This window comes from Elusimicrobiota bacterium (assembly GCA_041658405.1).
Lineage (GTDB): Bacteria > Elusimicrobiota > UBA5214 > JBBAAG01 > JBBAAG01 > JBBAAG01.
Genome location: JBBAAG010000006.1, coordinates 24,464 through 50,833, shown reverse-complemented (window position 1 = coordinate 50,833; position 26,370 = coordinate 24,464). Strand labels below are relative to the sequence as shown.

Here is a 26,370-nt window from a genome sequence, read left to right as displayed (position 1 = left end):
CACCTTGATAGTTTACTTAGCATTATTAACCTGCGAAGTTACATTCTTCGTTGCAAACACGCAGTTTCGTATCTGAACATTTTTTAGTATCTGTATTACGGAATCAACGTGCCGATACTCAGTATCAACGTCGCTGTACAAAAAAACAGTTGCGTGTTTGTTGAACACTGCCAGGTTTTCCAGTATATCCATAAGTTTATCCGTATCTACCTGCTTACTGTTGTAAAACAACTTCCCGTCTTTTTTTATATACACATTTATCCGTTTCTTTGCGTCTATTTTACTCGCTTTTACAACCTGCGGCAGAGTTACAGTAACAGCTTTTTGTGACGATGTCAGTGTAGTTACCATCAAGAATATTAATAATAAAAACGCAATGTCTGACATTGACGAGACCGGAATATTAACTTTTCTACGCCTAATCTTTATCATAATGTTTTAAGCGAGATCCTGTAAACCCCGTTTTTCTGCAAATGTTCAATCAACGCAATAACATTTGCATACTTACACGCTTTATCCACCTTGATAATAGCACCGGTTCTGGTACCAAACTTCATGCTATCAAGGCTAATATTTATCTTGTTTTGAGACAACCGCCCGACAGCGTTAAGTTCAAGCTGGAACACTTCATTAACACTTACCACCCGCGGTTGCGCGCCCTTTTTTGGAAGCAGTATATTCAACCCGCTTTTGTATACAAAAGACATTGTGACAATAAAAAATATTATAAGTAAAAATGCTATGTCTGACATTGACGACATCGGTATCTCGTTATTTCTGCGCCTTACTTTGATCATAAAAAACTCTTCTTACTTAATCTTTTTTTCTATAAGCACTTCAACCAACCTATTTGTTAACCGTTCAGAATCGTTGATAAAGTTATCCACAGTGTTCATAAAAACGCTATGCGCGCTTACCACCACTATAGCTATAACAAGCCCGGCAACTGTTGTAATCAGCGCTTCATAAATACCCGCGGCAACAAGCTGGGTAGAAACTTCTTCTGCTACGGCAATAGATTTGAACGCGTTTATCATACCGGATACGGTTCCCAAAAATCCGGTTAGTGGCGCGAGGTTGCTGATTACTACGAGCATGTTTAGCCGTTTTTCAAGAATTTTTATTTTAATATTGATACACGCTTCCATCGATTTTTCCATTCTTTCAATTGTCTGGTCCAGCATATCAAGCCCTGCCGCCATGACTTCTGTAATATATGCGTTTTTGTGCTTAGCCAACACTTTTTTCGCAGATTCAACATCTTTTTCGTCGAGTTTTGCAAACATATCTTCAATTTCCATTCCCGGTTGTATTTTAACCATAAGAAAGACGGCGCTTCGTTCTATTATGTATGCCAGGCCAATTATTGAAAATATCAGTAGCGGCCACATGAATATTCCGCCCATTTTAAACCATTCAAGAAACGACATTCCTGCCATAAAACATTTCCTCCTAATCTGTTATTCAAGTTCAAACTTAAAAGGAATCCGTACTTTAACAGCTACCGGCTTCCCTTCTTTCGAAATTGCTGGCTTAAATTTTGATTTGTACAAAGCAGCAATAACTGCGGCATCAAATTCTGTACTACCGCTTTTCACAATAACAACTTTCCTCATCTTACCTTCAGCATCAATATATCCTTCCGCAATTACACTAGATTCAATGTCTCTTACCCTTGCGGTTAATGGATATTCCGGCTTAACTTTTTGTATAAATTCAGGCAGCCTTGCTACTTGAAAAAAGGGCAGGTAGTTAGAATAATTTTGCAATTCAGTAACTGGTTTTGCTACTTCTCTGGGTAGTTCCTTTACTTCTTTGGGAGTTTGCTCTACGGGTTTAAGTTCGCCGTCTGCATTTTCAGATTTCAGCATCATTGGAAGCAGAGGTTCCATGTCCACTAACTGTACAAGTTTATAGTCCAACGGATTAATCTCGTCTTCAACAATCATTACCCTCGGTAAGTAAAACATAAGAAAATGTACCGTAATCGATAATATTATTGATACGGTAAGCAGTTTGTCATTAAATACGCCGGTAGTCCGCACGGTATAATTGTCCTTTATAACCTGATAAATATCTATTCTCAAATGTCTTTCCCAGTTCTTTGATTTAAGTATATCAATATTCAATTTTCAACTCAATTGACAACTAAACGATGTCATAACCTGTTTGATTGGGTATAAGGATCCCAATTTCTCAGCGTTAGTGACCTTAAGTTAGATACCTATTAAATATTAAGGAACTAGTAACATCACAAGGGGTACCCCCTGTGGCGCGAAAAACAAAAACCGAGTAAAATAAATTGGAGTAATTTTCGTGGACCTCGCGCTTATGAAAAGTATCGTGGAACTTATTTTTGTAACCACTTGCGGAAGTGATGAAGAGAATAAGGATACTACATTCGGATACGAAAATGTTTTCAAAGAAGTCAAAGCGCTGGCTGGGAATAAACTTGTGTTCGCAGAAGCGTTATCAATTAAGTTATTATCGCCAAAAACAAAACCTTTGAGCGATGAAGAAATGATGAATATCAGGTTGTCAGATACTGTTTTCTGTAATGAAATTGAAAAACGTTTCCACCAAATGGTTGAGAAATTATAAGTCTGTGTAGAATCCTACAAAGAAAAAGGTGTTAGTTGGAGGAAGGCATGAAGATCGGCGATACTTGGAATGAGTCAGAAACTTATAGTGATGCGTTGACCGGGCGCTCCGTGCGTCGTTTGACCACCACCGGACGGATCAATCAGACTCCTACGTATCATACGAATTCAGGTTTTTCCGCTGACGGACGATACATGGTGTTCGTCTCCGTTCGTGAAGGATCTACATGGGTTATTGCCGCAGAGGCCGAGACAGGCGACTTGAAAGCGCTTTGGCGCGCACCGGGCGTCGGCGACCGTAATTATATTCACCGCGGGATGTGCCTCACCTTTGCCGACGTTGATGGCCGCGGAATTTGCGGTAACCGTGTCAGCATTGCCCCGAAATCTGGTGTAGTAGTGTTCACTATTGAGAGGCGCATCATGGCAGTGGATATTCACACCTGCGATGCGCGGATTATCTTGGACGACTGCGGCGATGAATGGATATTCGGAGCGCCAAGCGTTTCTCCCGATGAGAAGTACGTGGGAATCACACTAAGCTCAGCTCACCCGGAGATGCGGGGCAGCCAATGGCCACTAATTCCTCAAAAACGCTATCGCGAATATTTACACCGCCTTCGTTTGATCCGTGTACCAATGGATGGAAGCGGTATAATGGATATTCTTTACGAACACCCTTCGCCGGCCCAGTCCGCTCATTGCGCGTTCTGTCCGTCCAACGGCGGGCTGCTGTATTTCGATCTGGATCTCCCGCCGGGATACTGGGGTAAGGGCGACGGACATACATCGCGCATCTGGTTGCTTGACATACAGACAGGAAAGATCCGCCCGTTGAAGACATATTATCCAGGATATTTTCAAAGCCACCAAGCGTGGCTCTGGGACGGGTCTGCCATGTGCTATCATGGAAAAGCGGAAAGCGGCGGGGAGTATTTCGGAGTGGCCACGCCAACCGGTAACACAGTCTGGGAGAGGGTATTTCCTGAATCCAGTTTTTATGGACACAATACGCCGTTACCAAACAAGCCGGCGCTGATCATCGACGGATTCTTTTCCCGTGACAAGCTTCAATGGTTATATTATGGAGATGGCACAGAAAGCGAGCCGAAATTGGAACCTATTTGTTTGCACAATACCGAGTGGGGAAGCCTCCCGGGGCAGTATTCCCACCCGCATCCGTTAACAGACGCTTCCGGCAACTGGATATCTTATACTGCCGCCCATGGGGGACGGTCTGATGTTTATATTGTCAACGCGGGAGATTGAAATGCAGCCAGTTCTTAATAAATTCTTTTACATCCTTGGATAATGTCTTCGAACATTTGGGGCAAAGTATAGGGATGTATCGAAAACTGGACCGGGAGCGTAACCAAGAGTGTTCGCTATTATTTGCTATACCGCACTTATTGCAGAATTCAGAGCCTGAGCGGACACGTCGCTTTATCATAGGCTGTATTTATCCTTTCATGCTTGTGTATGTTTAAATTATAGCAATATTTGACCCTCTTGTTAAGGTTTGATAATTACCTTATAATACTGATTTTTGTTATAATGCTTGTGATATGAGTTGTTTAATAAAGGGAGTATAAATACCGAAATGCACCACAGTAATATACAAGTTTATCAGCACCCGCACAACTTTCATGAAGTCAAAGAATCAAATTTTAGAAAAGTTTTTGTTGTTATCATAATCACCGAACTAACCATGCTGGCTGAAATCGTGTTTGGCTACATTTTTAACTCAATGGCTTTACTTTCTGATGGATGGCACATGGCAACTCATGCCAGCGCTTTAACAATTACGCTTTTTGCGTACCTTATAGCGAAAAAACAGAAGAATAATACTGATTATACTTTTGGTACATGGAAAATCGAAATTCTCGGGGCATATACAAGCGCAATCTTGCTCGGAATAGTTGGCCTGTGCGTAGTATACTTTTCTGTTGATAGAATATTGCATCCCCTGGTTATCCAGTATAACCAAGCATTACTAGTTGCGGGTTTGGGATTACTTGTAAACGTTGCCTGCGCAGCGATACTAAGTTTCGATAAGCAGGGACAACATCATCACCATCATGATCATCATAATGACCACAACCATGAACACGGTCATACCCACCAGCTGGAACACGACTTGAACATGAAATCGGCGTATCTACATGTGATCGCTGATGCATTAACTTCTGTTTTCGCGATTGTCGCGTTATTAGGTGCAAAACTTATGCAGTTAAACTTTCTTGACCCGTTGATGGGTATTGTAAGTTCGATACTAATCTTCCGCTGGTCATTTCAATTATTGAGAGATACTGCAACGATTTTGTTGGACAGCGGAAACAATGAAGAGTTACAGCAAGAAATCAAAGGGATAGTAGAAAATGATAATGACACAAAAATATCTGACTTACATCTTTGGAAAGTAGAACAAAACAGGTATTCGTGCATTATATCTTTGGTTGCAAAAGAGCCTAAAGAATTGGATGTATACAAGGAATTGCTGAAAGAAGTACACGAACTGGCGCATATAAGCATTGAAATCGTTAAGTGTGATTGAGCGTCTTGCCTCTCCAGTCGTCCAGCTCTTTGATTCTCGCGTCTATCAGTAGAGTAGAGGATTTGCTCTTTATTGTTGTTCTATTTTCGCTGTGTTTTGTACTCATAGTCCGTTCCTCCGATTTGATTGCAAATATTATACCTATTTTTTGTGAAAGAGTAAAAAACGGGATTGGAATAACAGCCGATAAACGCCTGTGAGTTTGCATCCAAATACGACCCATTATTGCATTGAATTTTGACACAAGGATGTGTATAATCCTATCGTCGGTAACTACAACAACTTATGCACCACGGGACGGGGCAGGCGCGCTGGTATTTAAAGGAAAAATGTGGCTTATCGGCGGCTGGAATCCGCACAACGATGCTTTATGGGTGGTTGCAGGAAACAATATGGGGAAAGATGTATGGAAATTGCAAAGATAATATTTTGTAGGAGGATATCATGAGCGAAAAGAAATGGTGGCTTACGGAGCCGATACGGATAATAAAATTCCCGGATAAGTTTGATGATTTTACAAAGAAAATACAAACCCTTAAAAAACTCGGCGGTAATGCCGAACATTTGATAAACTACGCGTTTAAACGCGGGGGAAGCGATCTTCCTGAAGAAATATTTCATGTACCATGGGACCATTCTCTAGAAATTGATTCAGTATCCTTAAAAAAATATCTTGAGCATGCACGGAAACAAAAAACGCGGGTAATCGTGTACTACAACGTTCACTCCGAAAATACTAAGTATATCGATCTTATGCCGGCTTGGGTACAGAGGAAAGAGGACGGCATTGCCGTAGACAACCTCTACAGCAGAAATACTTCATTTTGCATCAACAGTCCATGGCGGGAACGGGTATTCAAAGTCGTACGTGACCTCGCGTCCTGCGGGGTGGACGGCATATTTTTTGACGGGCCTATATTTTTGGCGGACACGTGTTATTGCACCGCGTGCAAAACCGCGTTCCAAAAAAAGTATGGGTATGAACTACCTTCGAAAACTAAGCTTGTTTCCCAGCGCGATAACCCTCAGTGGTACGATCTCTTAGAGTTCCAGTCGGAAAGTATGCACGCGTTTCTTGCTGAATCCAACCGCGTGATAAAACAAGCGAACCCTGATACGTTGCTTTACATGAACGGCAACACGATATCTCCGGACTGGCCAACAGGCAGGAATAACCGTAAAATCATCGAAGTTACCGATATGCTCGGAACAGAGGGCGGGTTTCTTATCGGCGAGCTACGCGAGTCTATTTACAAACCCGGAGCTACCTCGAAATTGATCAATGGACTGGCGGGCGGTAAACCATCAGTAGTTTTCTGTGCAACGGGGCATAAACCCTGGAATTTCTCAACCTTACCCGCTGGTGAGATCAGTATTCTGTACAGCCAAACAATTACGCATCAATCGAACGTGAATATTTCGTATTCGGATGATCCGGAGTGTTACCCGAACGAGATGAAGGTACTGCAGAAATACAATGCGTTTATCAAAAAGTATCCTGAACTGTTTATAAACACCGCGTCGTTGGCATCCGTTGCGTTGGTGTGGCCTGCTCAAACAGGGAATTATTATACCGGTTCTGAAATACCGCTGACCGATTTTACAAAAGAGATGAAAGCTGAAAAAGCTGGGAATGTACTGGAAGAGTTTTACGGGTTCTACGCTATTCTTGCGAGGAACCATGTACCGTTTGATGTTATCGACGAAAAAGCGCTTGAGAATATCGACCCGAAGTACAAACTGGTAGTATTCCCCAATGTTGCGTGTATGTCAAAGAATGTTGTTACCGGCGTGAAAAAGTTTGTCAATTCCGGCGGGAACATTTTGTCTTCGTTTGAAACATCGTTGTACGATGAAAAAGGAAAGAAGTGTAAAAACCTGCAACTAGCAGATGTTATGGGTATTCAAAGTGTTGGTACGCCGTTCGGCCCGCTGAACTGGGACTTTATTTACGCAGCAAATCCTAACCATTTTAGTGTAAAGGGGTTGAATAAACGAAACTATATTGTCTCTACCATCCACGGGTTGAATGTAACCACCAAACTCGCAGCGCCAATAAAGTTTTATGAACCGCTGCTGGGACGGTATGCCGGTGCACCGAAGAAGTCTGAGAAACCGTTCCTTATTGAGAACAAGTATGGTAAAGGACGGTCAATCTTTTTTGCCGGAACTGTAGGACATGCATTAGCCAGGTTTAACCTTCCCGACTTTTATCGTATAACAAGGAATATATTGAAATCATTAGCCGGGGTTGAGGTAAAACTTACCAATACACCGACATCTATCGAGATTACGGTAAGGAAAAGTAAAGAAACCGGTGATGTTTATGCATACTTCGTGAACTTCACATCCGAAACTAAACGGCCGATTGAACAAATTATACCTGTGCACTACGTCGAGGTTGAACTCAAGGTTAAGAACAAAATACAATCTGTCACCGCGTTGTGGTCCGGGAAAAAACTTAAATTCACGCAAAAAGGAAATACTGTAAAGTTTGTACTCCCAAGAATTGGAGAGTACGAAGTTGTGAAGATAACATTGTAAAATAGCCCTGGTAATTGCCCCAATTTAATCTTCAGAAATGACACGGGAGTATGTATAACGATTGCGACGGTAACAATAACTACAGACTGGGTCAATATTGGATGTTAGAAGTGGGTCACTTTTCAATGTTAAAACACATCCATTTAATACATAAACGCTTCTGTGGTAATATTAACGAATAACTCAATGGATTGAGTTATTCGTTTGACAGATGTTTCCTGACATGCTATTATTTTTGCATTATGAAAGAATATATCAGAAAGTTCCTGTTTGATGAACTGGATAAAAGGTCGCATGGAGAACCGAATCTAATTCAGGTTGTTATAGGGCCGCGACAGGTTGGAAAAACAACTCTCGTTCTGCAGTTATACAAGAAGTGGGCCGGGCCAAAACTTTATAAAACCGCAGACTTGCCGAATACCCCTACTATTGATTGGATTACAGCGCAATGGGATGAAGCCAGGGTATTATACGAGAAGAAAAGAAGTAAAACACTTCTTATACTTGATGAAGTACAAAAAATACCGCGCTGGAGTGAAGTTGTAAAAAAATTGTTTGATGAAGATAAGAGAACAAAAAAATCGATACGAGTTATTCTTTTAGGTTCTTCATCACTTTTAGTGCAAAAAGGGTTGACTGAAAGCCTAGCCGGACGTTTTGAAATCCACAGGCATACCCACTGGTCATTTCCTGAATGTGAAGAATACTTTAAAATGAAAATAGAGGAATACCTTTATTTTGGAGGATACCCCGGAGCAATTCCTTTGCGTGATGATGAGCCAAGATGGTCAAAATATATCAGAGATTCGTTGATAGAAACTGTCCTGTCAAAAGATGTACTGCTCATGTCGGCGATTACCAAACCCGCATTGTTACGCCAGCTACTCGGCATTGGGCTGGTACATCCTGCTGAAATAATCAGCTACCAAAAAATGCTTGGCCAGTTGCAGGATGCCGGGAATACTACAACAATAGCGTCTTATCTAAGGTTATTATCTAATGCGTTTCTATTATCCCCTCTGGAGAAATACAGCGGCAGCAGAATCAAGCAGAGAGGATCCACCCCAAAAATATTGGTATGGGATAATTCATTAGTTACTGCCACGAGAGGCACTGGTTATAAGGTTACGCTGAAGGACAAAGCGTTGATGGGTAGATTGACTGAAAATGCTATAGGAGTGAAACTACTAGCTATTGCTCAAGAAATAGGTGGTGAACTTTTTTATTGGCGTGACAGAGACGATGAAGTAGATTTCGTAATTCAAGCCGGAGACAAATTAATTGCCATAGAAGTAAAATCTGGAAATTCTCCTGTACTTTTAACTTCACTAGATTTGTTTGGAAGAAGATATAAAAAGACACAGAAAACAGTCATTCTACAAACAAATAACTTAATAAAGGATAAAGGAGATTTTCAGTATATAACTATAGCGGATTTTTTCAGGAATCCTAGAAAAAGTATTAACTTAACTTAACAAAATCCGAATACCTGTACACATATAAATCCCCCTTTCAATAAAAACATGCACGTTCCCCATTACTAAATGATAACAGTGAAACAAATTGAAACATCTTTGTAGTCAAAGGTATAGTGTACTTAAAGCGGTAAAATGTACAGGATGGTAAAAGATGGCACTAGTGAAACGTTTTGAAATGAGTAGGACTATAACTAAAAAACTCCCCGGGGTGGACTCGAACCATCAACCACCTGATTAACAGTCAGGTGCTCTACCAATTGAGCTACCGGGGAATCCGTGCTCCCAAAAAACCGGAACGCAGAGTATTATAAAACATACTCACGAATAAATCAAGGACTGTCTATTTAGGTTGTTCGAGTGTATAGATATTCCCGTCTGTAGCTGCGATAACAACCTTATCCCCTTCAACTACCGGTTTTGATACTACCGGCACGCCAAGAGTGTATCCCCACTTTTTTTCACCTGTCCCGGCATCCAGCGCGTAAACATTACCATCATTTGAACCGACATACACCATATTATTTACTATTAACGGTGAGGACATCACTGCGCTGACACCCGCACTGCGGTAGGGTAATGAACACCCGATTTCTTTACCGGTTTGATACTCCCACACTTTTGTTCCCGCTGCGGTGTTTAATCTAACCACCTGCCCATCGGATGTACCGATGATAAGCCCGGTCCCGTCGGAGGTTACTACCGGCTCTGATGCGTTCCACAGCGATTTAACCGTGTACGCCCACACTACACCGCCTGTACTTTTATCGATAGCGTATAATTTTTTATCCGCTGTGAAGTATATTAAGTTACCGTTCTCCGCGACTTTTGCGCTGGTATACCGCCCGCCGAACTTATACCGCCAAACAGTACTCCCGGTAGTTTTATCCACAGCGTTAAGCACGCCGTGCCAGTTAAATGCAATATACACATTTTTTCCGTCGCTATACGGTGCCATCCTCGTACTTATCCAGTCCGTACTGCCTAACCCCGTTGATGCCCATACTTGGTATCCGGTATTCGCATCTAACGCAACAAACTGTGACGGTACACCAAAATATACAACCCCGTCCTTTACTTCCGGAGCATTGTATACCCAGCGCTGTTCCGGAGCGTTCAATGTATACTTCCAGCGTAATACACCGTCCTCTGCGTTTACCGCGTACAACGTACCCGTAACGGAAATACCATAAGCAATACCGTTGTTTATCACAACACTGCCGATGACCGCACTGTCAGTACCGTACTTCCACACAACTTTACCCGCTGTGTTATCAACTGCAACAATTGCGCTGGTATCTACTGTCCTATCATCCTGTGTTCCAACAATTGTTGTGTTTTTGTATATTGCCGGTGATGAGAACGCTGTATTGTTACCGGCATACACTGTGCTAACCAACTTCGGGGAAGTTACCACCGGGGTTTTAGTTATCATAAACTCAGAAGACATGCCTAGTGTTGAACCATCCACCCCGTGAACTTTTATAGATACTATGTGTTTACCCGTTGACAACTTTTTACCCGGGACAGGTACCTGGGTTTTCCATAACCATCCGCCTTGCGGGGTTAATACCAAAGATTTACCGTTATCGATCTTCGCCTCAACCGCAGCGATACCGGATACCGTATCGTACAGGTTAACACGTATATCTATATCCTCACCTGCCCGAACTTCCTGTGCGGGACTTGCGATAACTGCGTGGCGCGTAATTCCAGAGTACTTAATTTCGGCCGATAATTTACCGTTTTTGAATGTTATCACACGGAAACCTTTTGGTGAAAAGTCTATACCCCCGAATAACCATGATTGTGTAGCGATAATCATTATCTTACCGTACATTATTGTCCGTGTAGAATGCCAGTGCCCGAATAATAATGCCCTGGTGTTATATTTTGACAGTAAATCCAGCAACTTTTTCTCCGGGTGGTAGTGCTGGAACACCACAATTTCTTTGTCTTTATTCAATTCCAGGTCCTGCATAAGCCATGGCGTATACCTGTTCTCTTCTTTGCAGTTGACCACAACAAAATGCCGGGTACCGTAATCAAAGGAGTAATACGCAGGGCCTAAGAACATTTCATAATTCTTTACCGGTATATCGTGGTTTCCCAAAACGTTGTATATCGGAAGGTTAAACTTACTTATGATATCGGCATACTTTTCATAACTTTTTGTATCCTTCCCTGCATTCACAAGATCGCCGGTAGCTGTTATAAACGCAGGTTTTGGGGTTAATCCGTTAATCTCTTTCACTGCATTATCATAAACAGTGCCAAGCCCGCCTCTGCCGATATGGATATCCGTTATATGCACAAACGTATGATCAGGTGAGGTTGAACCCTCAACCGGGACAATCCCGAAGTTTGACGTCATCACAGCAGTTACTGTTGTGATATATGTATAAAACTTCCCTGCGAATCTGTAACCGTTAGGCTGGGTGGCATATACAAACGGTGATTTTATGTAGTCTGCAACGATTTTGTACGTCCCGTCTTTGCCGGTAAGGATAATACTTACACCATCAGTTATTTGTATACCTTCAATACCGTTTTCGCCGGGATCCATAACATTATTCCCGTTTTTGTCAATAAACACAGCACCCGATACTGTTATACTCACCGGTTGTACCGCCGCTGTTATTGTTGAGCTCACATCCTCGGGTTCATCATCCGCTGCAAGTACCGGTATTACAGTTAAAGCTACCAATACCGCTGCTAAAACACACATTTTTTGTTCTCTCATTCTTTTATTACCCCCATCCTTATTCTATAATTATTAATTAGTTTTAAGGTAAAACACAATACCTGCATTGAACAACCATTCCGGCCCGGCAACACTATAATCCCCCGAGGTAAGCGTGACATACGAATACGCGAGGTCAATATTTAATGCAAGCCAGGGTTTTAACCGTAATTCACTCCCGATAAAAGCGTTCATCATATTCCCAGTACCCGTGATATCTTCCGCTACAAAATCTATCAACCCGTACTCAACCCCGGCAAACGGTGACAAATTCTTATTTTGTAAGAACAAATAACATCCACGGAAGGATGTGTTATGCACATCTGGTTCAAGTGCATACCGTAGTTCCGCTGCAAAATTATTGGTAAACCCAACCTTTGCGCCGATACCGTAAGTACCTAATGTTACCCCGAGATCCATCTTTGAGGCAGCTACCACAGAAGAAGGGATTGCGAGGATATACACCAGAACCGCGGTAGTACATATTTTTTTGTATAAGTTCATATCACTGTCCTGTGGAAGACATTTTTTGTTTTAACTCACCGATTTTTTTGCGGATACCCCCGCTTGAACCGATATGAACTTCCGCAGGTTTTACAGTATCTTCTTGCTCAACCGCCCGCACGTCAAATACGGCGGTAAGAGTTTTTGGGGAAGACATCTTAAACGTTACTGGATTAGACGTACTCATAACATCACCGGCCCATTCTTTAAAAGCATAACCCTCTGCCGCTTTTGCGGTAAGCGTTACCGTAGTCCCCGATGAGTAATGTATCATATTCGGCTGTTTTGTAACGGCCCCCGCACCGGTAGGGGATATATTTATGGTTAAACTAAAAGTACTTTGGATGATGATCTCAAAATTTGCGGTTACTGCGGTATTGGTAGCCAATGCTAAGGTCAATGGATTTGTTTCGCTCGTCACCCCGCCGGACCAACTCGTGAACCTATAACCTTCAGACGGGACAGCAGTAAGTTGTAATTGTTCACCTTTAATATAAACACTTTTCTCCGGTGTTTTTGTTATGTATCCCCACTCAACCTGGTTTATTGAGGTGCTGAGAGTGCAGTAATACGTTACGGAAGATACCCTCACGGTTAATACAGCTGACCACGCGGATTCTTCGTTATGCTCATCAACAGCTTTTGTTTTAACACTATACTGCCCGATTGCGGGCCATGAATGCTGTACGGATACCGTTACTCCAGAAGTTTGCAGTGTAGTCTCCGTTGTAGTTCCGTCACCCCAGTCGTACCGGTACTTCACATTATCACCATCAGGATCGGTGGCGGCAGTATTAAACGTGCAGGTGGTATTCGTCAGAGTATAACTGCTGCCGGTAAGTGTATACGGCGTTTCCGGTGCGGTATTAACCGGAGTTGAATCCGCAACAAAAAAGTTTTGTATCAACGGTACCAGCGCATTTGCCATTTTCTGATGCCCGCTTACGTTTGGATGCCCGCTGGCACCCCAGTCTGCGGGATAGTTAAGCGTAACTCCGAGATCCGCGAAATGTACTTTACTATCCCCCGATTGTGTTACCACATCCTGGATATACGGCTTGACCGCGCTTTTTATTAATGTACTGTAAATACATACGATATGCGCATCAGGATTCCTTAACCGTATCTGTTGGACAAATGCGAGGTACGCGTTCTCAAACTGTGTTTGGCTGGGATTCGGGCTAGTTGAGAAATCATTAGTCCCAAGATGTATCGTAATAACCTGTGGTTGAGGTATAAAAGTCCAGGTTGAGGAATTAACACTATTCCCCAATGTACGGTAATAATACATAGGTAATGGCGTAGCGGAAGCCGTTACTGAATCGTCGTAGTTGCGTATAACACCCTTCCCTGACCATGCAACAACTGTAAAATCTGCGTTTAACGCCCGTGCAGCTATTGCTTCGTAAGTAAGATAATTGTTTTCCGTAGACTTTTTAAAAGTATCCGTCGCGGCGCCCATATTGCCATACCCGCAGGTGATTGAATCACCGATTGCTTCAATCCTCCGTGTGGGACGCGCGGGACATGCCTGTAATGCCTCCCCAGTATCGAGGATAAACCCGAGAAACTGTGTTTTCCCGAGTGACGCTTCATTTCTTCGCGTGATAAGTATTGAATGCGTGGTATCCGCTAGCCCGCTGGCAACAGGATATACCACTGCCGCTGCTACTGTCGAACCAATAACCAGCGGCTGCGCTGCGTTATCAACAAAAACGTTATACCAACAATCCGCCATTGGCTCCTGTACCCTGATCTTACATGAGGTACCGGTAAACCTTGCGTAAATATACGCGCCGGACCAGTCAAACGCAGGTTTTTTTGGGTTACTAAAATCTATCCGGCCGATATACTGTATATTTGTATTATCCGCATCGATTGACGTGGCGGTATATCCCGTAACAGGGATACAGAGTAAAATTATAACTACGATAAATATATTCATAATCAATATTATAACAACTTAACACATTTTTTGTTATAAACTATAGTATCAACAGAACATAAGGATTATTTTTTGAAAAAGTATATTGAACAGTTTAAAGATAAAGCAAGATCATTACCCCGCGACTTCTGGCTATTTTTACTGGCAACTGTATTCATTGGCTTTGCGTCAAGTATTGTGGAGTCTACATTCAACAACTTCTTGAATGAACAATACGCTATCACGAGCCTGCAGAGGACAGTGATTGAACTCCCGCGTGAACTTCCCGGTGTGATGGTAGTTTTTATATCTGCACTACTATTTTTCTTTTGTAACCGCACTTTGGCAGCGGTATCACAGGTTCTTGCTGCCATCGGGATATTATTAATTGCCCTTACAGCAAAAAGTTTTTCTGTAATGCTTGCCTGGCTGTTTATCTTCAGTTTAGGCCAGCACATATTTTTGCCGTTAACCTCGGATATCGGGATGGAACTCGCGAGGGATGGGAAGACCGGCCGCCGGCTTGGGCAGTTACAGGGTGCGGGTAATTTCGCAGCGATTGCCGGTAGTTTCTTTATTTTTCTGGGGTTCAAATATTTGAGGTTAAACTTTCCCACGGCATTCATAATTTCCGCTGTATTCCTGCTTCTCGCTGCGGGGTTAATATTCGGGATGAAAAAAAATATGCCCGTCCCGTTTAAAACAAAACTTGTTTACCGGAAAGAGTACTATTTGTATTACATCCTAACCGTGATGTTCGGCACGAGAAAACAGTTATTCATGACCTTCGCTCCGTGGGTATTGATCACCGTGTATATGCAGCCAACACAGGCAATCGCAACGTTGCTCACTATCGGCGGGATTATAGGTATAGTATTCAAACCCTTACTCGGGAGATGGATCGATAAGTACGGTGAACGCGTGATCCTTTCTATAGAAACCGTGATGACAGTATTTGTCTGCGTATTCTATGGATTTGCAGGTAAAATGTTCAGCCATGGTGTTGCACTGGCAATCATCAGCGGGTGTTATATCATAGACCAGCTGCTAATGTCTGTGAGTATGGCCCGCGCTACGTATCTTAAGAAAGTAGCATTATCTCCGCAGGACGTTACCGCAACATTATCCGCAGGAACGTCGATTGACCACGTATTCTCGATAAGTGTTGCATTACTCGGCGGTATTGTATGGACTCGGTTCGGGTACGAATACATTTTCCTCAGCGGCGCAGTACTCGCACTGGTAAACCTTGTGTTTACGTTGAAGATACGCACATAAACACTCTACAGAAAATATATTATGGCATTTCCTGTTCAGGCGGGTTCTCCAACACTTCTGTTGGTAAGCCCATACCGTTTAGCAGTTCAATAAACGGGTCCGGGTCAAGTTCTTCAACATTGACCATACGTTTGACATCCCACTTACCGTTAGCGACAAGCATCGCTGCAGCTATGGGCGGCACTCCGGCAGTATACGAAATTGCCTGTGCTTCAATTTCTTTATAACACTCCGCATGGTCACAGATATTGTAGATAAACACTTTCTTAGGTTTCCCGTCTTTAGTTCCTTTAATAAGATTACCGATACACGTTTTACCGGTATACCCCGGCGCTAATGACGACGGGTCGGGAAGTAATGCTTTCAGGACTTTCAGCGGTATAACCTCAACACCTTCCGCGGTCTTAATCGGTTTCTCGGAGGTTAACCCGAGCTTGGTAAGTACTGTGAACACATTAATATAATGATCCCCGAAACCCATCCAAAAACGGATACTATTAGCATCAATATTTTTTGATAACGAATGAAGTTCGTCATGGCCGTTAAGATATATCGGCAGTTTACCGACAACCGGGAAGTTGTAGAACCGTTTCACATCATGTACTTTAGCTTCCACCCATTTACGGTCAATCCATGTCCACACTTTTTTGAACTCACGGAAGTTTATCTCAGGATCAAAGTTTGTTGCGAAATATTTACCGTGACTACCTGCGTTGACATCCATAATATCGATGGTATCAATCTTGTCGAAGTAATGCTTTACCGCAAGCGCGCACCATGCGTTGACTATACCGGGATCAAACCCAACCCCAAGGATTGCTGTAACCTTATTGTCCTTACACCGGTCACGGCGTTTCCATTCGTAGTTCGCGTACCAGGGCGGGTCCTCGCATACCTTACCCGGATCTTCATGTATTGCGGTATCCATATACACCGCACCGGTATTGATACATGCTTCAAGGACTGACATATTAACATACGCCTGCCCGAGGTTAAGGACGATATCAGATTTTGTTTCTTTGATAAGCTTACTTGTTGCAGCTACGTCTAATGCGTTGACCTGGCGGGAATACAGTTTTTTACTTTTATCCTTAACATTATTTTTTCGGTTAACGCTTTCTATTATAGCATCACACTTTTTTTGTGTCCGTGACGCTATACAGATATCGCCTAATACGTCGTTATGCATTGCAGCCTTATGCGCTGCTACATGCGAAACACCGCCCGCACCGATGATCAACACGTTCTTTCTCATCTAAACTTAATCTCCTTGTTTCATATTACGACAAACTATCTTTAAAATCATTATAACTAAAACTTTTTATGATGTCCAATTTACCGTTTAACCTTTTCACTACAATCGACGGCATTTGTAAACCGTTGAACCAGTTTTTTTTCACCATAGTATACCCCGCAGCGTCGGTAATACGCAGTTCACTGCCTATCCGCAACGGCGATTTAAAAGAGTACTCACCAAAAATATCACCCGCTAAACATGACCGTCCCGCAACGATGTACCTATGCTTTCCGGTTTTACTTATACCGTATTCCATCTTCGCCGGGATGCGGTAGATCAGGAGGTCAAGCATATGCGCTTCCGTTGATGCGTCGACTATCGCAACACTTTTTTTGTTACGCACAATATCTACGACTGTAGTGACAAGCTCTGCGCTTTGAGTGATAGAACTTTCCCCGGGTTCAAGGTATACCTGCACACCAAAAGTTGTGCTAAACTCCTTGAGTTTATGTGCAAACTTTTCAAGCGGGAACCCTTTCTGCGTAAAATAATACCCGCCGCCAAGGCTTACCCAGTCAAGTTTTTTCAGTATTTTCCCGTATTTATCCGCGATGAAACTAAGGTTTTGGCAGATGTTTTTATAGTCATTATTCTCGCAGTTATAATGAAACATTAACCCGGATATTTTTGGAAGCACGCGTTCTACATCATTAATACTGCACACGCCTAACCGCGAATATTTACGTACAGGATTTGCAAGGTCAAAATGCGAATAACTAATCCCGGGGTTCACACGTAAACCCAAAGGCAACGTCCTGACTTCTCTATAAAAACGGTTTAATTGAGAAATAGAATTGAAGATAACCTTACTTGCATACTTTTTTACTTCACTGATTTCGTTATCCTTCCATGCAACACTGTACGCATGAACTTCTTTCCCAAACTTTTCATGCCCAAGCCTTGCTTCGTACAACGAACTACTTGTGGTTCCATCCATATACTTACGCATAAGGTTGAATACTGACCATGTAGAAAAACATTTAAGCGCGAGCACTGACTTTGTCCCGGAAAGTTTGCGCAACTTCTCTATTTTAAGAAGATTATACATCAACTTATTTTCGTCGATAAAATAATATGGCGTTTTCATAATAAAAAAATATATCACATTTAAATATTTTTGTAAATACTATGAAATATTAAATGCTGCGAAGTTTATATTTAAGCCCTAACGCATTATATTTTGCCGGCGTGAATTCGTTATAAGGCAGGAACTTTAATTCTATAACGTTTGGTAGTGCAGACACAAAACGTTTTATAGCAGCAACATTTTTTTTGGTATCAGTGATCCCGGGGATTAACGGTGTCCGCACAACTACTTTACGCAGGGCAGATAATTTCCTGAGATTCTGGAGTATAAGGTCATTGGAATATCCTGTATACTTTTTATGAAGCCCGGGATCCATAAGTTTAAGGTCATACATAAAAATATCAGCATCGATCACGCGTTCAATATTTTCCCATTTAACATTCCCCGCGGTTTGGATTGCAACCCCGACCTTTACTTTCTTCAATTTATCCATTACCCTGCGGATAAACAATGAGTATACCAGAGGCTCACCCCCCGAAAATGTTACACCCCCACCGGAAGAACTATAAAACTTTTTATCCTTCACCACTTCATCACAGATATCGTTTACAGTAACTTCCTTCCCGGAAACCACCAACGCTTTTGTCAAGCACGCGGACGTACATTTCCCGCACGATATACAAGGCCTGCGATTGAATACATGTTTATTATGTAAAATCTTATGCCCGTTACCACAAATTATTGCGCACGCACCGCAGGTAATACAAAGTTCGGAATGAAACAACAACTGTTTTTTCGCGGAAATCGATTCCGGGTTCTGGCACCATACGCAATTAAGAGTGCATCCCTTAAAAAATACGGTAGTACGTATACCGTACCCGTCATGAACCGAGAACCGCTGGATATCAAAGATTACGGCTTTCTCCACTTAAATTGTATTACCTATTCACCTTCTATGCTTAGTCCGTGCAATAATATGATCCTGCATTTCTTTATCAAGCGTAACAAACTGGCTGCTGAAACCTGATACCCGGACAAAAAGGTTTTTATAATCCTCAGGTTTCTCCTGTGCTTTTTTTAAAGTATCCGCGGAGGCAACATTGAACTGCAACTGACCCCCGCCGTTATCAAAAAAGGTTTTCATCAGTGCCGCAACTTTTTTGTATCCATCATCATCAAACACGCTGGGATGAAGTTCAATAATAAACGACGTCCCTGCCGCGGACTTCCGATGGTCAATTTTTGCAACTGAATTACACACAGCTGTCGCACCGATAATATCCCGTCCCTGTGTTGCGGAAATACTGTATGCCAGCGGATCACCGGCCCTGCGCCCGTCAGGCGTTGCCCAGCAATTTTTCCCGCACGGATCAAGGTGCCACCGGAACGAAAACAGGTGCGTAAAATACTGCCCGGTAGGGCTGCGGTGTTTACTCATAACGTCGCAGTAATGCCCCGCAACTTCACGTGCGTACTTATCCACATAGTCAATATCATTACCGTACTTTGGCGCGTGGTTTAGCAACAACAGGCGCACAGGTTCAGTGTCCTTATAATTACTTTTTAATGCGTTATACACCTTGCGTAATGACAACTTTTTTGTTTTAAAACATAAAGTATCAACCGCAGCGATTGAGTCCGCAACATTTGGCACACCGATCCCGCAGGTACTATGGTAGTTATACCTTGCTCCGCCTTTTGTGATGTCCACCCCGCGGGATACACAATCATCCGTCATCGCAGAGAGGATAGGCATAGGATAAGTTGACGCCTGAATTTTTTCGCCGGTATTCGACATTGCAACCGCGTACTTCGCAAAATATTCAACCTGTTGCTTATATATTCTCATTAACTGCGCAGAGTTCTTACAGTTATATAGATACCCGGTTTCTACTCCAAGCTGTCCGCCAGTACGCATGTCTTTACCATTATTTATTGCGAGCTCAAAACATTTTCCGAGGTTCATTAAATGACTCACCGCTCGGGGGTTGGCTTTCCCGGAGATAGTCACTTCAATACACCCGATAATCGCATAATCCCTCGCGTCTTCCAAAGAAATACCTTTATCCAGCAATGACGGGATTATAATATCGTCGTTGAACATCATGGGAACACCCATACCGTCAGAGATAACATCCGCAGCAGCTTCAATTAACCCGAAATCCGTTTTCTTGTGATATCTAACGGATACCGGGCGGATCATATGCAAATCCTTCAGCACTTTTAGAGTGATATACGACAACTCATTTACTGCGTCAGTACCGTCAACCCTCTGCCCGCCAACCATCGTGTTCTGCACATCATAGGGTTTCCAGTATTTCAAAAACAAGTCTGTCATTAATTCAGTAGCTGTCGCGTCATCAACCTTATCCTTTTTGAAGTAAGGATAAAGAAACTGGTCTATCCTGCCGGGTGATTGCGCGTTAGGCTGGTCTTCCATAGTAATCATCATATGCTGGAACCATAATGATTGCACAGCATCGATAAAACTTTCCGCAGGATAGTACGGCACCCGGCGGCAGGTATCCGCAAGTATTAACAACCTCTGGCGTTCTGTACCACCACATTTATTTGCACGTAGTTCAAGTTCCGCAGCATAGTTCTCCCCAAAAACTTTTACAGCATTACAAATATCGATAATCCCGTCTAAAAACAGTTTATGCTCATAAAAACCTGGTGCTTCAGGTTTTAATTTCTTAATTACAGCAATTGCTTCTTTAGCTACACCGGAATACCCTATCTTTAAAATTTTTTCGTGATTCGGCACACAATGCCCGTTACACCAACCAGAACCCATAAATATGCCGTTATATCGATAACTTCCTATTTTGGGATCAGAAATAGCAGTATTTAAACTCACCGGCGCCTGCCGTGTCCAAAACTCAAGAACGTCGACAAGCTGCGCTTTTTGTTTTCCTTTGTATGGTTTTTTCGAAACATAATCATTTATATCTTTCACCCCTGACCCAAATAATTCGGGATATGCGATCATCATACCGTTTACATGCGGGTAATACCCCGCAATAATTGATGATTCATCCATCCGCGGTTTAGTATTTGCTATGAGGTACGCCAACGCTTTTGCACGTCTAAGTTCGAACGGTACGGCAGTGTTAAGCTTATACCCTTCCGTCAACAATACAGCGCGGTCAAGCAGAAAGTCATACCGCTGTTTACTCCCTACATCCTTCTCCGCTTCAAGTTTAAACTGCTGAAACCTTTTTGATAGCATACAGAAAATCTCCTGATATGAACTTATGTATAATCAACACCCGCGCTCTAATTTTATAATTATATAAAATTGTACTCAGTATAAATATTTTTAACATTATTGTTGCAACATAGGAAAACGGGTACTATAATTACTTTTAAACAATGGCGTTATCATAATTGAAGGGGTATTTATTTGATAAAAATATGAACGCATATTTGAAGAAACACGAAACACATATCCGCACGTTGATAGAAAACTATGACCCGGCATACGACTGGGAAGAGCTCTACAGATTCCATAACCAGCAGATAAAATACCTGCAGCATGAACGGTTAATACATTTATTAGTAACCCTCGCGTTTGCCATAATGTCTCTGTTAACAGTATTTTTCACTCTTTACTCCAAAAATACTGGCTTCATTATTGTAGACGCGTTATTTTTTATACTCCTGATTCCCTATATTATCCACTACTTCAAACTCGAGAACAGCGTCCAGGGTTGGTACCGCCTGGCAAACCAAATTTATGTGTTTAAAACAAAAAAAATAAAAGAAGGAGCATGCCAAGATGAGAAAAACAGGGTTTGACAACGAAAAATACCTTAACGAACAAACTGCAGCGATTATGGAACGCGCAAAAAGGTTTGATAACAAACTTTATCTTGAGTTCGGCGGAAAAATTATTTATGACTACCATGCTGCGCGCGTACTACCCGGTTTTGACCCCAACGTAAAAATGCGGTTACTCCAAAAACTTAAAGACAATGCGGATATCATACTATGCATCTACGCCGGTGATATTGAACGCCGTAAAATCCGTGCAGATTTCGGGATCACCTACGACGTTGACGCTATGAAGCTTATTGACGACCTCAAAGAATGGGATATAAACGTCCTCGCGGTTGTAATCACGCGGTTCGGCAACCAACCCGCTGCGAAATTGTTTAAAACCAAACTTGAACGCCGCGGGGTTAACGTATATACTCACTTCGCAATCAAAGGATACCCAACCGATATTGACACAATCGTCAGTAAAGACGGGTACGGCGCTAATCCGTATATAAAAACAAATAAGCCGTTAGTTGTTGTCACCGCACCGGGCCCCGGCAGTGGGAAGCTCGCCACGTGCCTCTCCCAGCTTTATCATGACCACCAGCACGGCAAAAACTCGGGCTACGCTAAATTCGAAACATTCCCTATCTGGAACATCCCGCTTAAGCATCCGGTCAACGTTGCGTATGAAGCCGCTACCGCGGATATCAAAGATTTTAATATGATTGACTCTCACCACCTTGAAGCATACGGGGAAACCTTGATAAACTACAACCGCGATGTAGAAGTATTTCCTGTGATACGTCGTATACTAGAAAAAATAATGGGTACCAAAGATGTGTATAAATCACCTACGGATATGGGTGTCAACCGTGCAGGCTTCGGAATAACTGACGACGAAATTGTGAAGGACGCGGCAAAACAGGAAGTTATACGGCGCTACTTCCGTGCGTGTTGCGAGTATGCTATGGGGTTGGAAGAAAGAGATACTGTCCAGCGTGAAGAAATGCTGATGGAACAACTCGGGCTGAAACCTGAAGCCCGCAGTGTTGTCGCACCGGCACGTGAAGCTGCAAAAGATGCGGAAACAAAGAAAAAAGGGCATAACGGTATTTACTGCGGTGCAGCGATTGAGCTGCAAGACGGTACCGTAGTTACCGGCAAAAATTCTGCGTTGATGCACGCAGCATCATGCCTTGTACTGAACGCAACAAAAAAACTTGCGGGGATACCTAAAAATATACATTTATTATCGCCTAACATCCTGGAATCCATAGGTAAATTCAAAAAAACTATATTAGGCGCAAAAAATGTCAGCCTCGACCTGGAAGAAACGCTTATAGCGTTGAGTATAAGTTCCGCATCAAATCCCGCAGCACAGCTTGCGATGGAAAAACTCAAGGATTTACAGGGTTGTGAAGTTCATACCACGCATATCCCCACACCGGGAGATGACGCCGGATTAAAAAAACTTGGGGTAAACCTCACGAGCGACCCGCAGTTTTCAACAACAAAACTTTACGAAAGTTAAACCCGGGAACAATCAACTGTTTATTGCCCGAGTTCCTTAATAGCTTCATGCACTTCCTGCTGATGCGCCCGGCTTTCAAGCCGCGACAATAAACTATATGCACAAGGAACTACAAAAAGGGTTAACAACGTAGAGAACAATACACCGCCGATTATAACTACCGCCATTGGTATTCTGGACTCCGCACCGGGCCCGAGCGCCAAAGCAGAAGGTATCGCCCCGGCAATAGTGGAGAACGACGTCATAATAATCGGCCTTAACCGTATGGGACATGCTTTCATCAACGCGTCATTAACATTCTCACCTTTTTCCCTTAACTGATTGGTAAAATCTACCAGCAATATAGAATTCTTTTTCACAATGCCCATCAGAAGTATTATACCGATAGCGCTGTAGATATTCAACGAGTTATGAGTTAGCAATAACGCAATAACTGCACCGGAAATACTAAACGGTAACGCAAGAAGTACGGTGAACGGATGAATAAAACTATTAAACTGCACACCAAGTATCATGTATGCCACAAAAATCCCAAGAATTAACGCAACGTATAAGCTATTAAACGATTCCTTAAACGTTTTTGAACTGCCCGAAAATACGATTTTATAACCCTCGGGCAATACTTTTTTTGCTATTTCTTCAACCTTCTGTAACGCTTCACCCTGCGACTTTCCCTGCGCGATATTGCCAAATACGCGGATTGCGCGTTCACGGTTTTGCCGCATAATTGACAGCATACTAGGCTGCTGGCCTATACTAACAACATCAGATAACCGCACAGTTTCCCCGCGGTTATTACGTACCCATATCCTGCTGATATCCTTAACCTGTTTACGGTCCGACGATACCAACTGTACGCGAATATCATACCTTCTCCCACCGGCAGTATATTTACCGGCACGCACACCGGCAATCAACGCGTTTATTGTGTTGCCAATAGTAGAAATACTCACCCCGCGTTCCGCTGCTTTATTACGGTCAGGTAATACAGCGAGTTCCGGTACGCCAATACGATAATCGCTATCAACATCAGTCATAACGCCGGAAGCATCCATTTGTTTTGCCATTTCCTTGCTTAACTCCGCAAGTTTTGCCCAGTCACGCCCGCGCAGCGTAAACTCAACCGGGAACCCGCGTTGCGAGCCAAAACTTAACAACGACGGGTCTTGAACCGTAACCCTGCGTACACCGGGGACAGCCTTAATTTTCTCGCGGACCATAGGAATTATTTCCTGCTGGGTAAGCACACGGTTTTTCTTTTTGTTTATAGGCCGGGTTTTGGGTTTTTTTAGTGTTAACGAAATATTGCCGGAGTTAGAATCACTACCCCCGAAATTACTGAAATACGTTTGCGACTCGGGTATTTGCATAACAGCTAGTTCTGCTGCGGCAAATACTTTATCCGTAATTTCCAATGATGTCCCTATATCAGTTTGTATCCGGACATTCAACATACTCTGGTCCTGCGCAGGAGCAAACTCTTTTTTAACTAAATTAAACAAAAACAATGACCCCGTGAAAAACACTACTGCCACGAATATTACCCTCCAGCGATGGCGTAAGCACTGGCCTAGCAGGGAGGTATATACTTTCCGTAATACCGCCATTATACGGTCCATCAACCTGCCGATACCCGTTGTGTGGCCCACGGTCAAAAACTGCGCGCTGTACATCGGGGTTAATGTCAAGGCTCCCAGTAAAGAAATCATTACTGCTGATGATATTGTTACGCCAAACTGGAAAAAGTTTTTGCCAATAACGCCTTTCATAAAAATTACGGGGATAAATATTGCGAGTATCGACAACGTAGCAGCAATCGCGGCAAAGGATATCTCCCGTGCGCCTTTTATTGCAGCGCGTATCCGCGGCTCGCCTGCTTCCCTGTGGCGTGTAATATTCTCAAGCACCATAATAGCATCATCCACCACAATCCCTACGACCAGCGATAATGCTAATAACGTGAATGTATTCAACGTAAACCCAAAAAGTTTTATAACAAAAAACGCGCCAATAATCGACATCGGAATTGTCAGAAATATATTTACTGCCGAACTAATAGAACCAAGGAACAGCCAGCACACAAACGCTGTCAGAACAACTGAAAGGATTAACACAAAATTCATTTCTTTTATAGATTCTTCAACAAACTTTGTAGTGTCAAACCGTATAGACAGATTTGTGTCTGCCGGAAGAAATTTTTTTATTTCCGCAATACGTTTCTTAACATTTTTCGCAACTTCCACAGCATTTGTCCCGCGCTGTTTCCGTATCCCGATCCCCACCGACTGCTCACCCATCGTTCTCGCTATATGCCTGAGATCTGCCATTCCGTCTTCAACATCCGCAACATCTTTTATCCTGAACTTTTTCCACATAGGCGCACCGCGGCGGCCAGGAATAATTATTGATTGAAACTCTTCAACGCTACCGGCTTCGCCTACTACGCGGATATTAAGTTCCTTTGTCCCGGTGTCTATATATCCCGCGGGGACTTCAGAATGTTCCGACCCGATCGCTGCGGTAACATCATCAACTGTGAGTTCGTTTTGCAACATTTTATCTGAGTTCAGCCATACACGCAAACACGGTTCCGCGAACCCGCCAAGGGTTACTTCGCCAACACCAGGGATCGTGGAGAACTGGTCCTTAAGATAATCCTGGGTAAACTGCATAAGTTCTTTCATCCCGCGTTTCCCTGAGAAGGTTATCCATACTATCGGCTGATCTTCCGGATTGGACTTCATTATTGTAGGGGGTTCCATATCTTCCGGTAACGAGTGTTGTGCCCGCGCAAGCTTGCTCTGAACCTCTTGTAACGCAACATCAATGTTTTTATTGATATCAAACGTAACAGTTATCCATGCCTGCCCTTTTCTTGATGAAGAATTAATTTCTGTCACGCCCTGGATTCCAATAACCGTACTTTCGATAATATCCGTAATTGTTGTTTCAATAATCTCCGGCGCTGCGTTTTCCCATGACGCGCTTATACTCAATACAGGCGCGTCTACGTCGGGTAACTGGCTTACGCCAAGTGTCATAAACGAAAGGCCGCCAAATACGATGATACCAATCAATAGCATCCATCCGAATACCGGGTTTTTTATTGATATGTCAGACAACATTAT

21 protein-coding genes and 1 tRNA gene are annotated in these 26,370 nt (G+C 42.8%); 9 read left to right on the top strand and 13 right to left on the bottom strand.

Annotated elements, in window-relative coordinates; all coding sequences use genetic code 11:
- Nucleotides 1-12: 12 nt before the first annotated feature.
- The 4 genes from WC955_02345 to WC955_02330 are packed head-to-tail and all read right to left on the bottom strand — an operon-like array spanning nt 13 to nt 2,087.
- Complete coding sequence (locus WC955_02345) at nt 13-432, bottom strand: biopolymer transporter ExbD (protein ID MFA5857884.1); 420 nt, start codon at nt 430-432, stop codon at nt 13-15.
- On the bottom strand, nt 429-797 hold the full coding sequence (locus tag WC955_02340) for a biopolymer transporter ExbD (protein ID MFA5857883.1): 369 nt from the start codon (nt 795-797) through the stop codon (nt 429-431). The genes WC955_02345 and WC955_02340 overlap by 4 nt, the downstream gene beginning before the upstream one ends.
- 12 nt (nt 798-809) lie before the next feature.
- Nucleotides 810-1,439 (bottom strand): MotA/TolQ/ExbB proton channel family protein, encoded by a 630-nt coding sequence (locus WC955_02335; protein ID MFA5857882.1) that lies wholly within the window; start codon nt 1,437-1,439, stop codon nt 810-812.
- A gap of 21 nt (nt 1,440-1,460) precedes the next feature.
- Nucleotides 1,461-2,087 (bottom strand): energy transducer TonB, encoded by a 627-nt coding sequence (locus WC955_02330; GenBank protein MFA5857881.1) that lies wholly within the window; start codon nt 2,085-2,087, stop codon nt 1,461-1,463.
- A 244-nt stretch (nt 2,088-2,331) separates the two neighbouring features.
- On the opposite strand from WC955_02330, the gene WC955_02325 reads away from it, so the two are divergent.
- The 6 genes from WC955_02325 (at nt 2,332) to WC955_02300 (ending at nt 9,173) form a co-directional block, all read left to right on the top strand.
- Complete coding sequence (locus tag WC955_02325) at nt 2,332-2,601, top strand: hypothetical protein (GenBank protein MFA5857880.1); 270 nt, start codon at nt 2,332-2,334, stop codon at nt 2,599-2,601.
- A gap of 47 nt (nt 2,602-2,648) precedes the next feature.
- Nucleotides 2,649-3,869, top strand: a complete 1,221-nt coding sequence (locus tag WC955_02320) for a hypothetical protein (GenBank protein MFA5857879.1) — start codon at nt 2,649-2,651, stop codon at nt 3,867-3,869.
- Nucleotides 3,870-4,200: 331 nt separating this feature from the next.
- Nucleotides 4,201-5,154 carry a CDF family Co(II)/Ni(II) efflux transporter DmeF gene (gene dmeF / locus WC955_02315; protein MFA5857878.1) on the top strand — a complete coding sequence of 318 codons (954 nt, stop codon included), beginning with the start codon at nt 4,201-4,203 and terminating at the stop codon, nt 5,152-5,154.
- A gap of 248 nt (nt 5,155-5,402) precedes the next feature.
- Nucleotides 5,403-5,579 (top strand): hypothetical protein, encoded by a 177-nt coding sequence (locus WC955_02310; GenBank protein MFA5857877.1) that lies wholly within the window; start codon nt 5,403-5,405, stop codon nt 5,577-5,579.
- A gap of 19 nt (nt 5,580-5,598) precedes the next feature.
- A complete protein-coding gene (locus WC955_02305) occupies nt 5,599-7,698 on the top strand; it encodes a beta-galactosidase trimerization domain-containing protein (GenBank protein ID MFA5857876.1) in 2,100 nt (699 codons plus the stop codon).
- A gap of 242 nt (nt 7,699-7,940) precedes the next feature.
- On the top strand, nt 7,941-9,173 hold the full coding sequence (locus WC955_02300) for an ATP-binding protein (protein MFA5857875.1): 1,233 nt from the start codon (nt 7,941-7,943) through the stop codon (nt 9,171-9,173).
- A 202-nt stretch (nt 9,174-9,375) separates the two neighbouring features.
- Here WC955_02300 and WC955_02295 read toward each other — a convergent pair.
- The 4 genes from WC955_02295 to WC955_02280 all read right to left on the bottom strand — a co-directional run bounded on the left by WC955_02295 (nt 9,376) and on the right by WC955_02280 (nt 14,365).
- Nucleotides 9,376-9,448, bottom strand: a tRNA-Asn gene (locus WC955_02295).
- Between the two features lie 68 nt (nt 9,449-9,516).
- Nucleotides 9,517-11,916: a PQQ-binding-like beta-propeller repeat protein gene (locus tag WC955_02290; protein MFA5857874.1), complete on the bottom strand. Its 2,400-nt coding sequence runs from the start codon at nt 11,914-11,916 to the stop codon at nt 9,517-9,519.
- A gap of 33 nt (nt 11,917-11,949) precedes the next feature.
- Nucleotides 11,950-12,420, bottom strand: coding sequence for a hypothetical protein (locus WC955_02285; GenBank protein ID MFA5857873.1), 471 nt, complete (start codon nt 12,418-12,420; stop codon nt 11,950-11,952).
- Between the two features lies 1 nt (nt 12,421).
- The gene (locus tag WC955_02280) at nt 12,422-14,365 is read right to left on the bottom strand and encodes a GDSL-type esterase/lipase family protein (protein MFA5857872.1); all 1,944 of its coding nucleotides are present in this window, start codon (nt 14,363-14,365) and stop codon (nt 12,422-12,424) included.
- 72 nt (nt 14,366-14,437) lie between these two features.
- Between WC955_02280 and WC955_02275 the strand changes: the two genes are divergently transcribed.
- On the top strand, nt 14,438-15,622 hold the full coding sequence (locus tag WC955_02275; GenBank protein MFA5857871.1) for an MFS transporter: 1,185 nt from the start codon (nt 14,438-14,440) through the stop codon (nt 15,620-15,622).
- 19 nt (nt 15,623-15,641) lie between these two features.
- Here the strand turns inward: WC955_02275 and WC955_02270 are convergent, their stop codons facing one another.
- The 4 genes from WC955_02270 to WC955_02255 are packed head-to-tail and all read right to left on the bottom strand — an operon-like array spanning nt 15,642 to nt 21,178.
- Nucleotides 15,642-16,877: a saccharopine dehydrogenase family protein gene (locus WC955_02270; protein MFA5857870.1), complete on the bottom strand. Its 1,236-nt coding sequence runs from the start codon at nt 16,875-16,877 to the stop codon at nt 15,642-15,644.
- Nucleotides 16,878-16,902: 25 nt separating this feature from the next.
- Complete coding sequence (gene nspC / locus WC955_02265) at nt 16,903-18,006, bottom strand: carboxynorspermidine decarboxylase (GenBank protein ID MFA5857869.1); 1,104 nt, start codon at nt 18,004-18,006, stop codon at nt 16,903-16,905.
- A 49-nt stretch (nt 18,007-18,055) separates the two neighbouring features.
- A complete protein-coding gene (locus tag WC955_02260) occupies nt 18,056-18,874 on the bottom strand; it encodes a glycyl-radical enzyme activating protein (protein ID MFA5857868.1) in 819 nt (272 codons plus the stop codon).
- Nucleotides 18,875-18,892: 18 nt separating this feature from the next.
- Complete coding sequence (locus tag WC955_02255; protein MFA5857867.1) at nt 18,893-21,178, bottom strand: pyruvate formate lyase family protein; 2,286 nt, start codon at nt 21,176-21,178, stop codon at nt 18,893-18,895.
- A gap of 185 nt (nt 21,179-21,363) precedes the next feature.
- Between WC955_02255 and WC955_02250 the strand changes: the two genes are divergently transcribed.
- Together WC955_02250 and WC955_02245 are read left to right on the top strand one after the other, a co-directional pair.
- Entirely contained in the window at nt 21,364-21,747 is a 384-nt protein-coding gene (locus WC955_02250) for a hypothetical protein (protein ID MFA5857866.1), read from the top strand.
- On the top strand, nt 21,728-23,242 hold the full coding sequence (locus tag WC955_02245) for a DUF1846 domain-containing protein (protein ID MFA5857865.1): 1,515 nt from the start codon (nt 21,728-21,730) through the stop codon (nt 23,240-23,242). The genes WC955_02250 and WC955_02245 overlap by 20 nt, the downstream gene beginning before the upstream one ends.
- 20 nt (nt 23,243-23,262) lie before the next feature.
- Here the strand turns inward: WC955_02245 and WC955_02240 are convergent, their stop codons facing one another.
- Nucleotides 23,263-26,367 (bottom strand): efflux RND transporter permease subunit, encoded by a 3,105-nt coding sequence (locus WC955_02240; GenBank protein MFA5857864.1) that lies wholly within the window; start codon nt 26,365-26,367, stop codon nt 23,263-23,265.
- Between the last annotated feature and the right edge of the window lie 3 nt (nt 26,368-26,370).

Coding starts and splice junctions, on each gene's coding strand:
- WC955_02245 (MFA5857865.1), top strand. CDS start 21,728: ATGAGAAAAACAGGGTTTGACAACGAAAAATACCTTAACGAACAAACT.
- nspC (MFA5857869.1), bottom strand. CDS start 18,006: ATGAAAACGCCATATTATTTTATCGACGAAAATAAGTTGATGTATAAT.
- WC955_02305 (MFA5857876.1), top strand. CDS start 5,599: ATGAGCGAAAAGAAATGGTGGCTTACGGAGCCGATACGGATAATAAAA.
- WC955_02345 (MFA5857884.1), bottom strand. CDS start 432: ATGATAAAGATTAGGCGTAGAAAAGTTAATATTCCGGTCTCGTCAATG.
- WC955_02310 (MFA5857877.1), top strand. CDS start 5,403: ATGTGTATAATCCTATCGTCGGTAACTACAACAACTTATGCACCACGG.
- WC955_02320 (MFA5857879.1), top strand. CDS start 2,649: ATGAAGATCGGCGATACTTGGAATGAGTCAGAAACTTATAGTGATGCG.
- WC955_02280 (MFA5857872.1), bottom strand. CDS start 14,365: ATGAATATATTTATCGTAGTTATAATTTTACTCTGTATCCCTGTTACG.
- dmeF (MFA5857878.1), top strand. CDS start 4,201: ATGCACCACAGTAATATACAAGTTTATCAGCACCCGCACAACTTTCAT.
- WC955_02300 (MFA5857875.1), top strand. CDS start 7,941: ATGAAAGAATATATCAGAAAGTTCCTGTTTGATGAACTGGATAAAAGG.
- WC955_02325 (MFA5857880.1), top strand. CDS start 2,332: ATGAAAAGTATCGTGGAACTTATTTTTGTAACCACTTGCGGAAGTGAT.
- WC955_02285 (MFA5857873.1), bottom strand. CDS start 12,420: ATGAACTTATACAAAAAAATATGTACTACCGCGGTTCTGGTGTATATC.
- WC955_02255 (MFA5857867.1), bottom strand. CDS start 21,178: ATGCTATCAAAAAGGTTTCAGCAGTTTAAACTTGAAGCGGAGAAGGAT.
- WC955_02340 (MFA5857883.1), bottom strand. CDS start 797: ATGATCAAAGTAAGGCGCAGAAATAACGAGATACCGATGTCGTCAATG.
- WC955_02250 (MFA5857866.1), top strand. CDS start 21,364: ATGAACGCATATTTGAAGAAACACGAAACACATATCCGCACGTTGATA.
- WC955_02240 (MFA5857864.1), bottom strand. CDS start 26,367: ATGTTGTCTGACATATCAATAAAAAACCCGGTATTCGGATGGATGCTA.
- WC955_02270 (MFA5857870.1), bottom strand. CDS start 16,877: ATGAGAAAGAACGTGTTGATCATCGGTGCGGGCGGTGTTTCGCATGTA.
- WC955_02290 (MFA5857874.1), bottom strand. CDS start 11,916: ATGAGAGAACAAAAAATGTGTGTTTTAGCAGCGGTATTGGTAGCTTTA.
- WC955_02335 (MFA5857882.1), bottom strand. CDS start 1,439: ATGGCAGGAATGTCGTTTCTTGAATGGTTTAAAATGGGCGGAATATTC.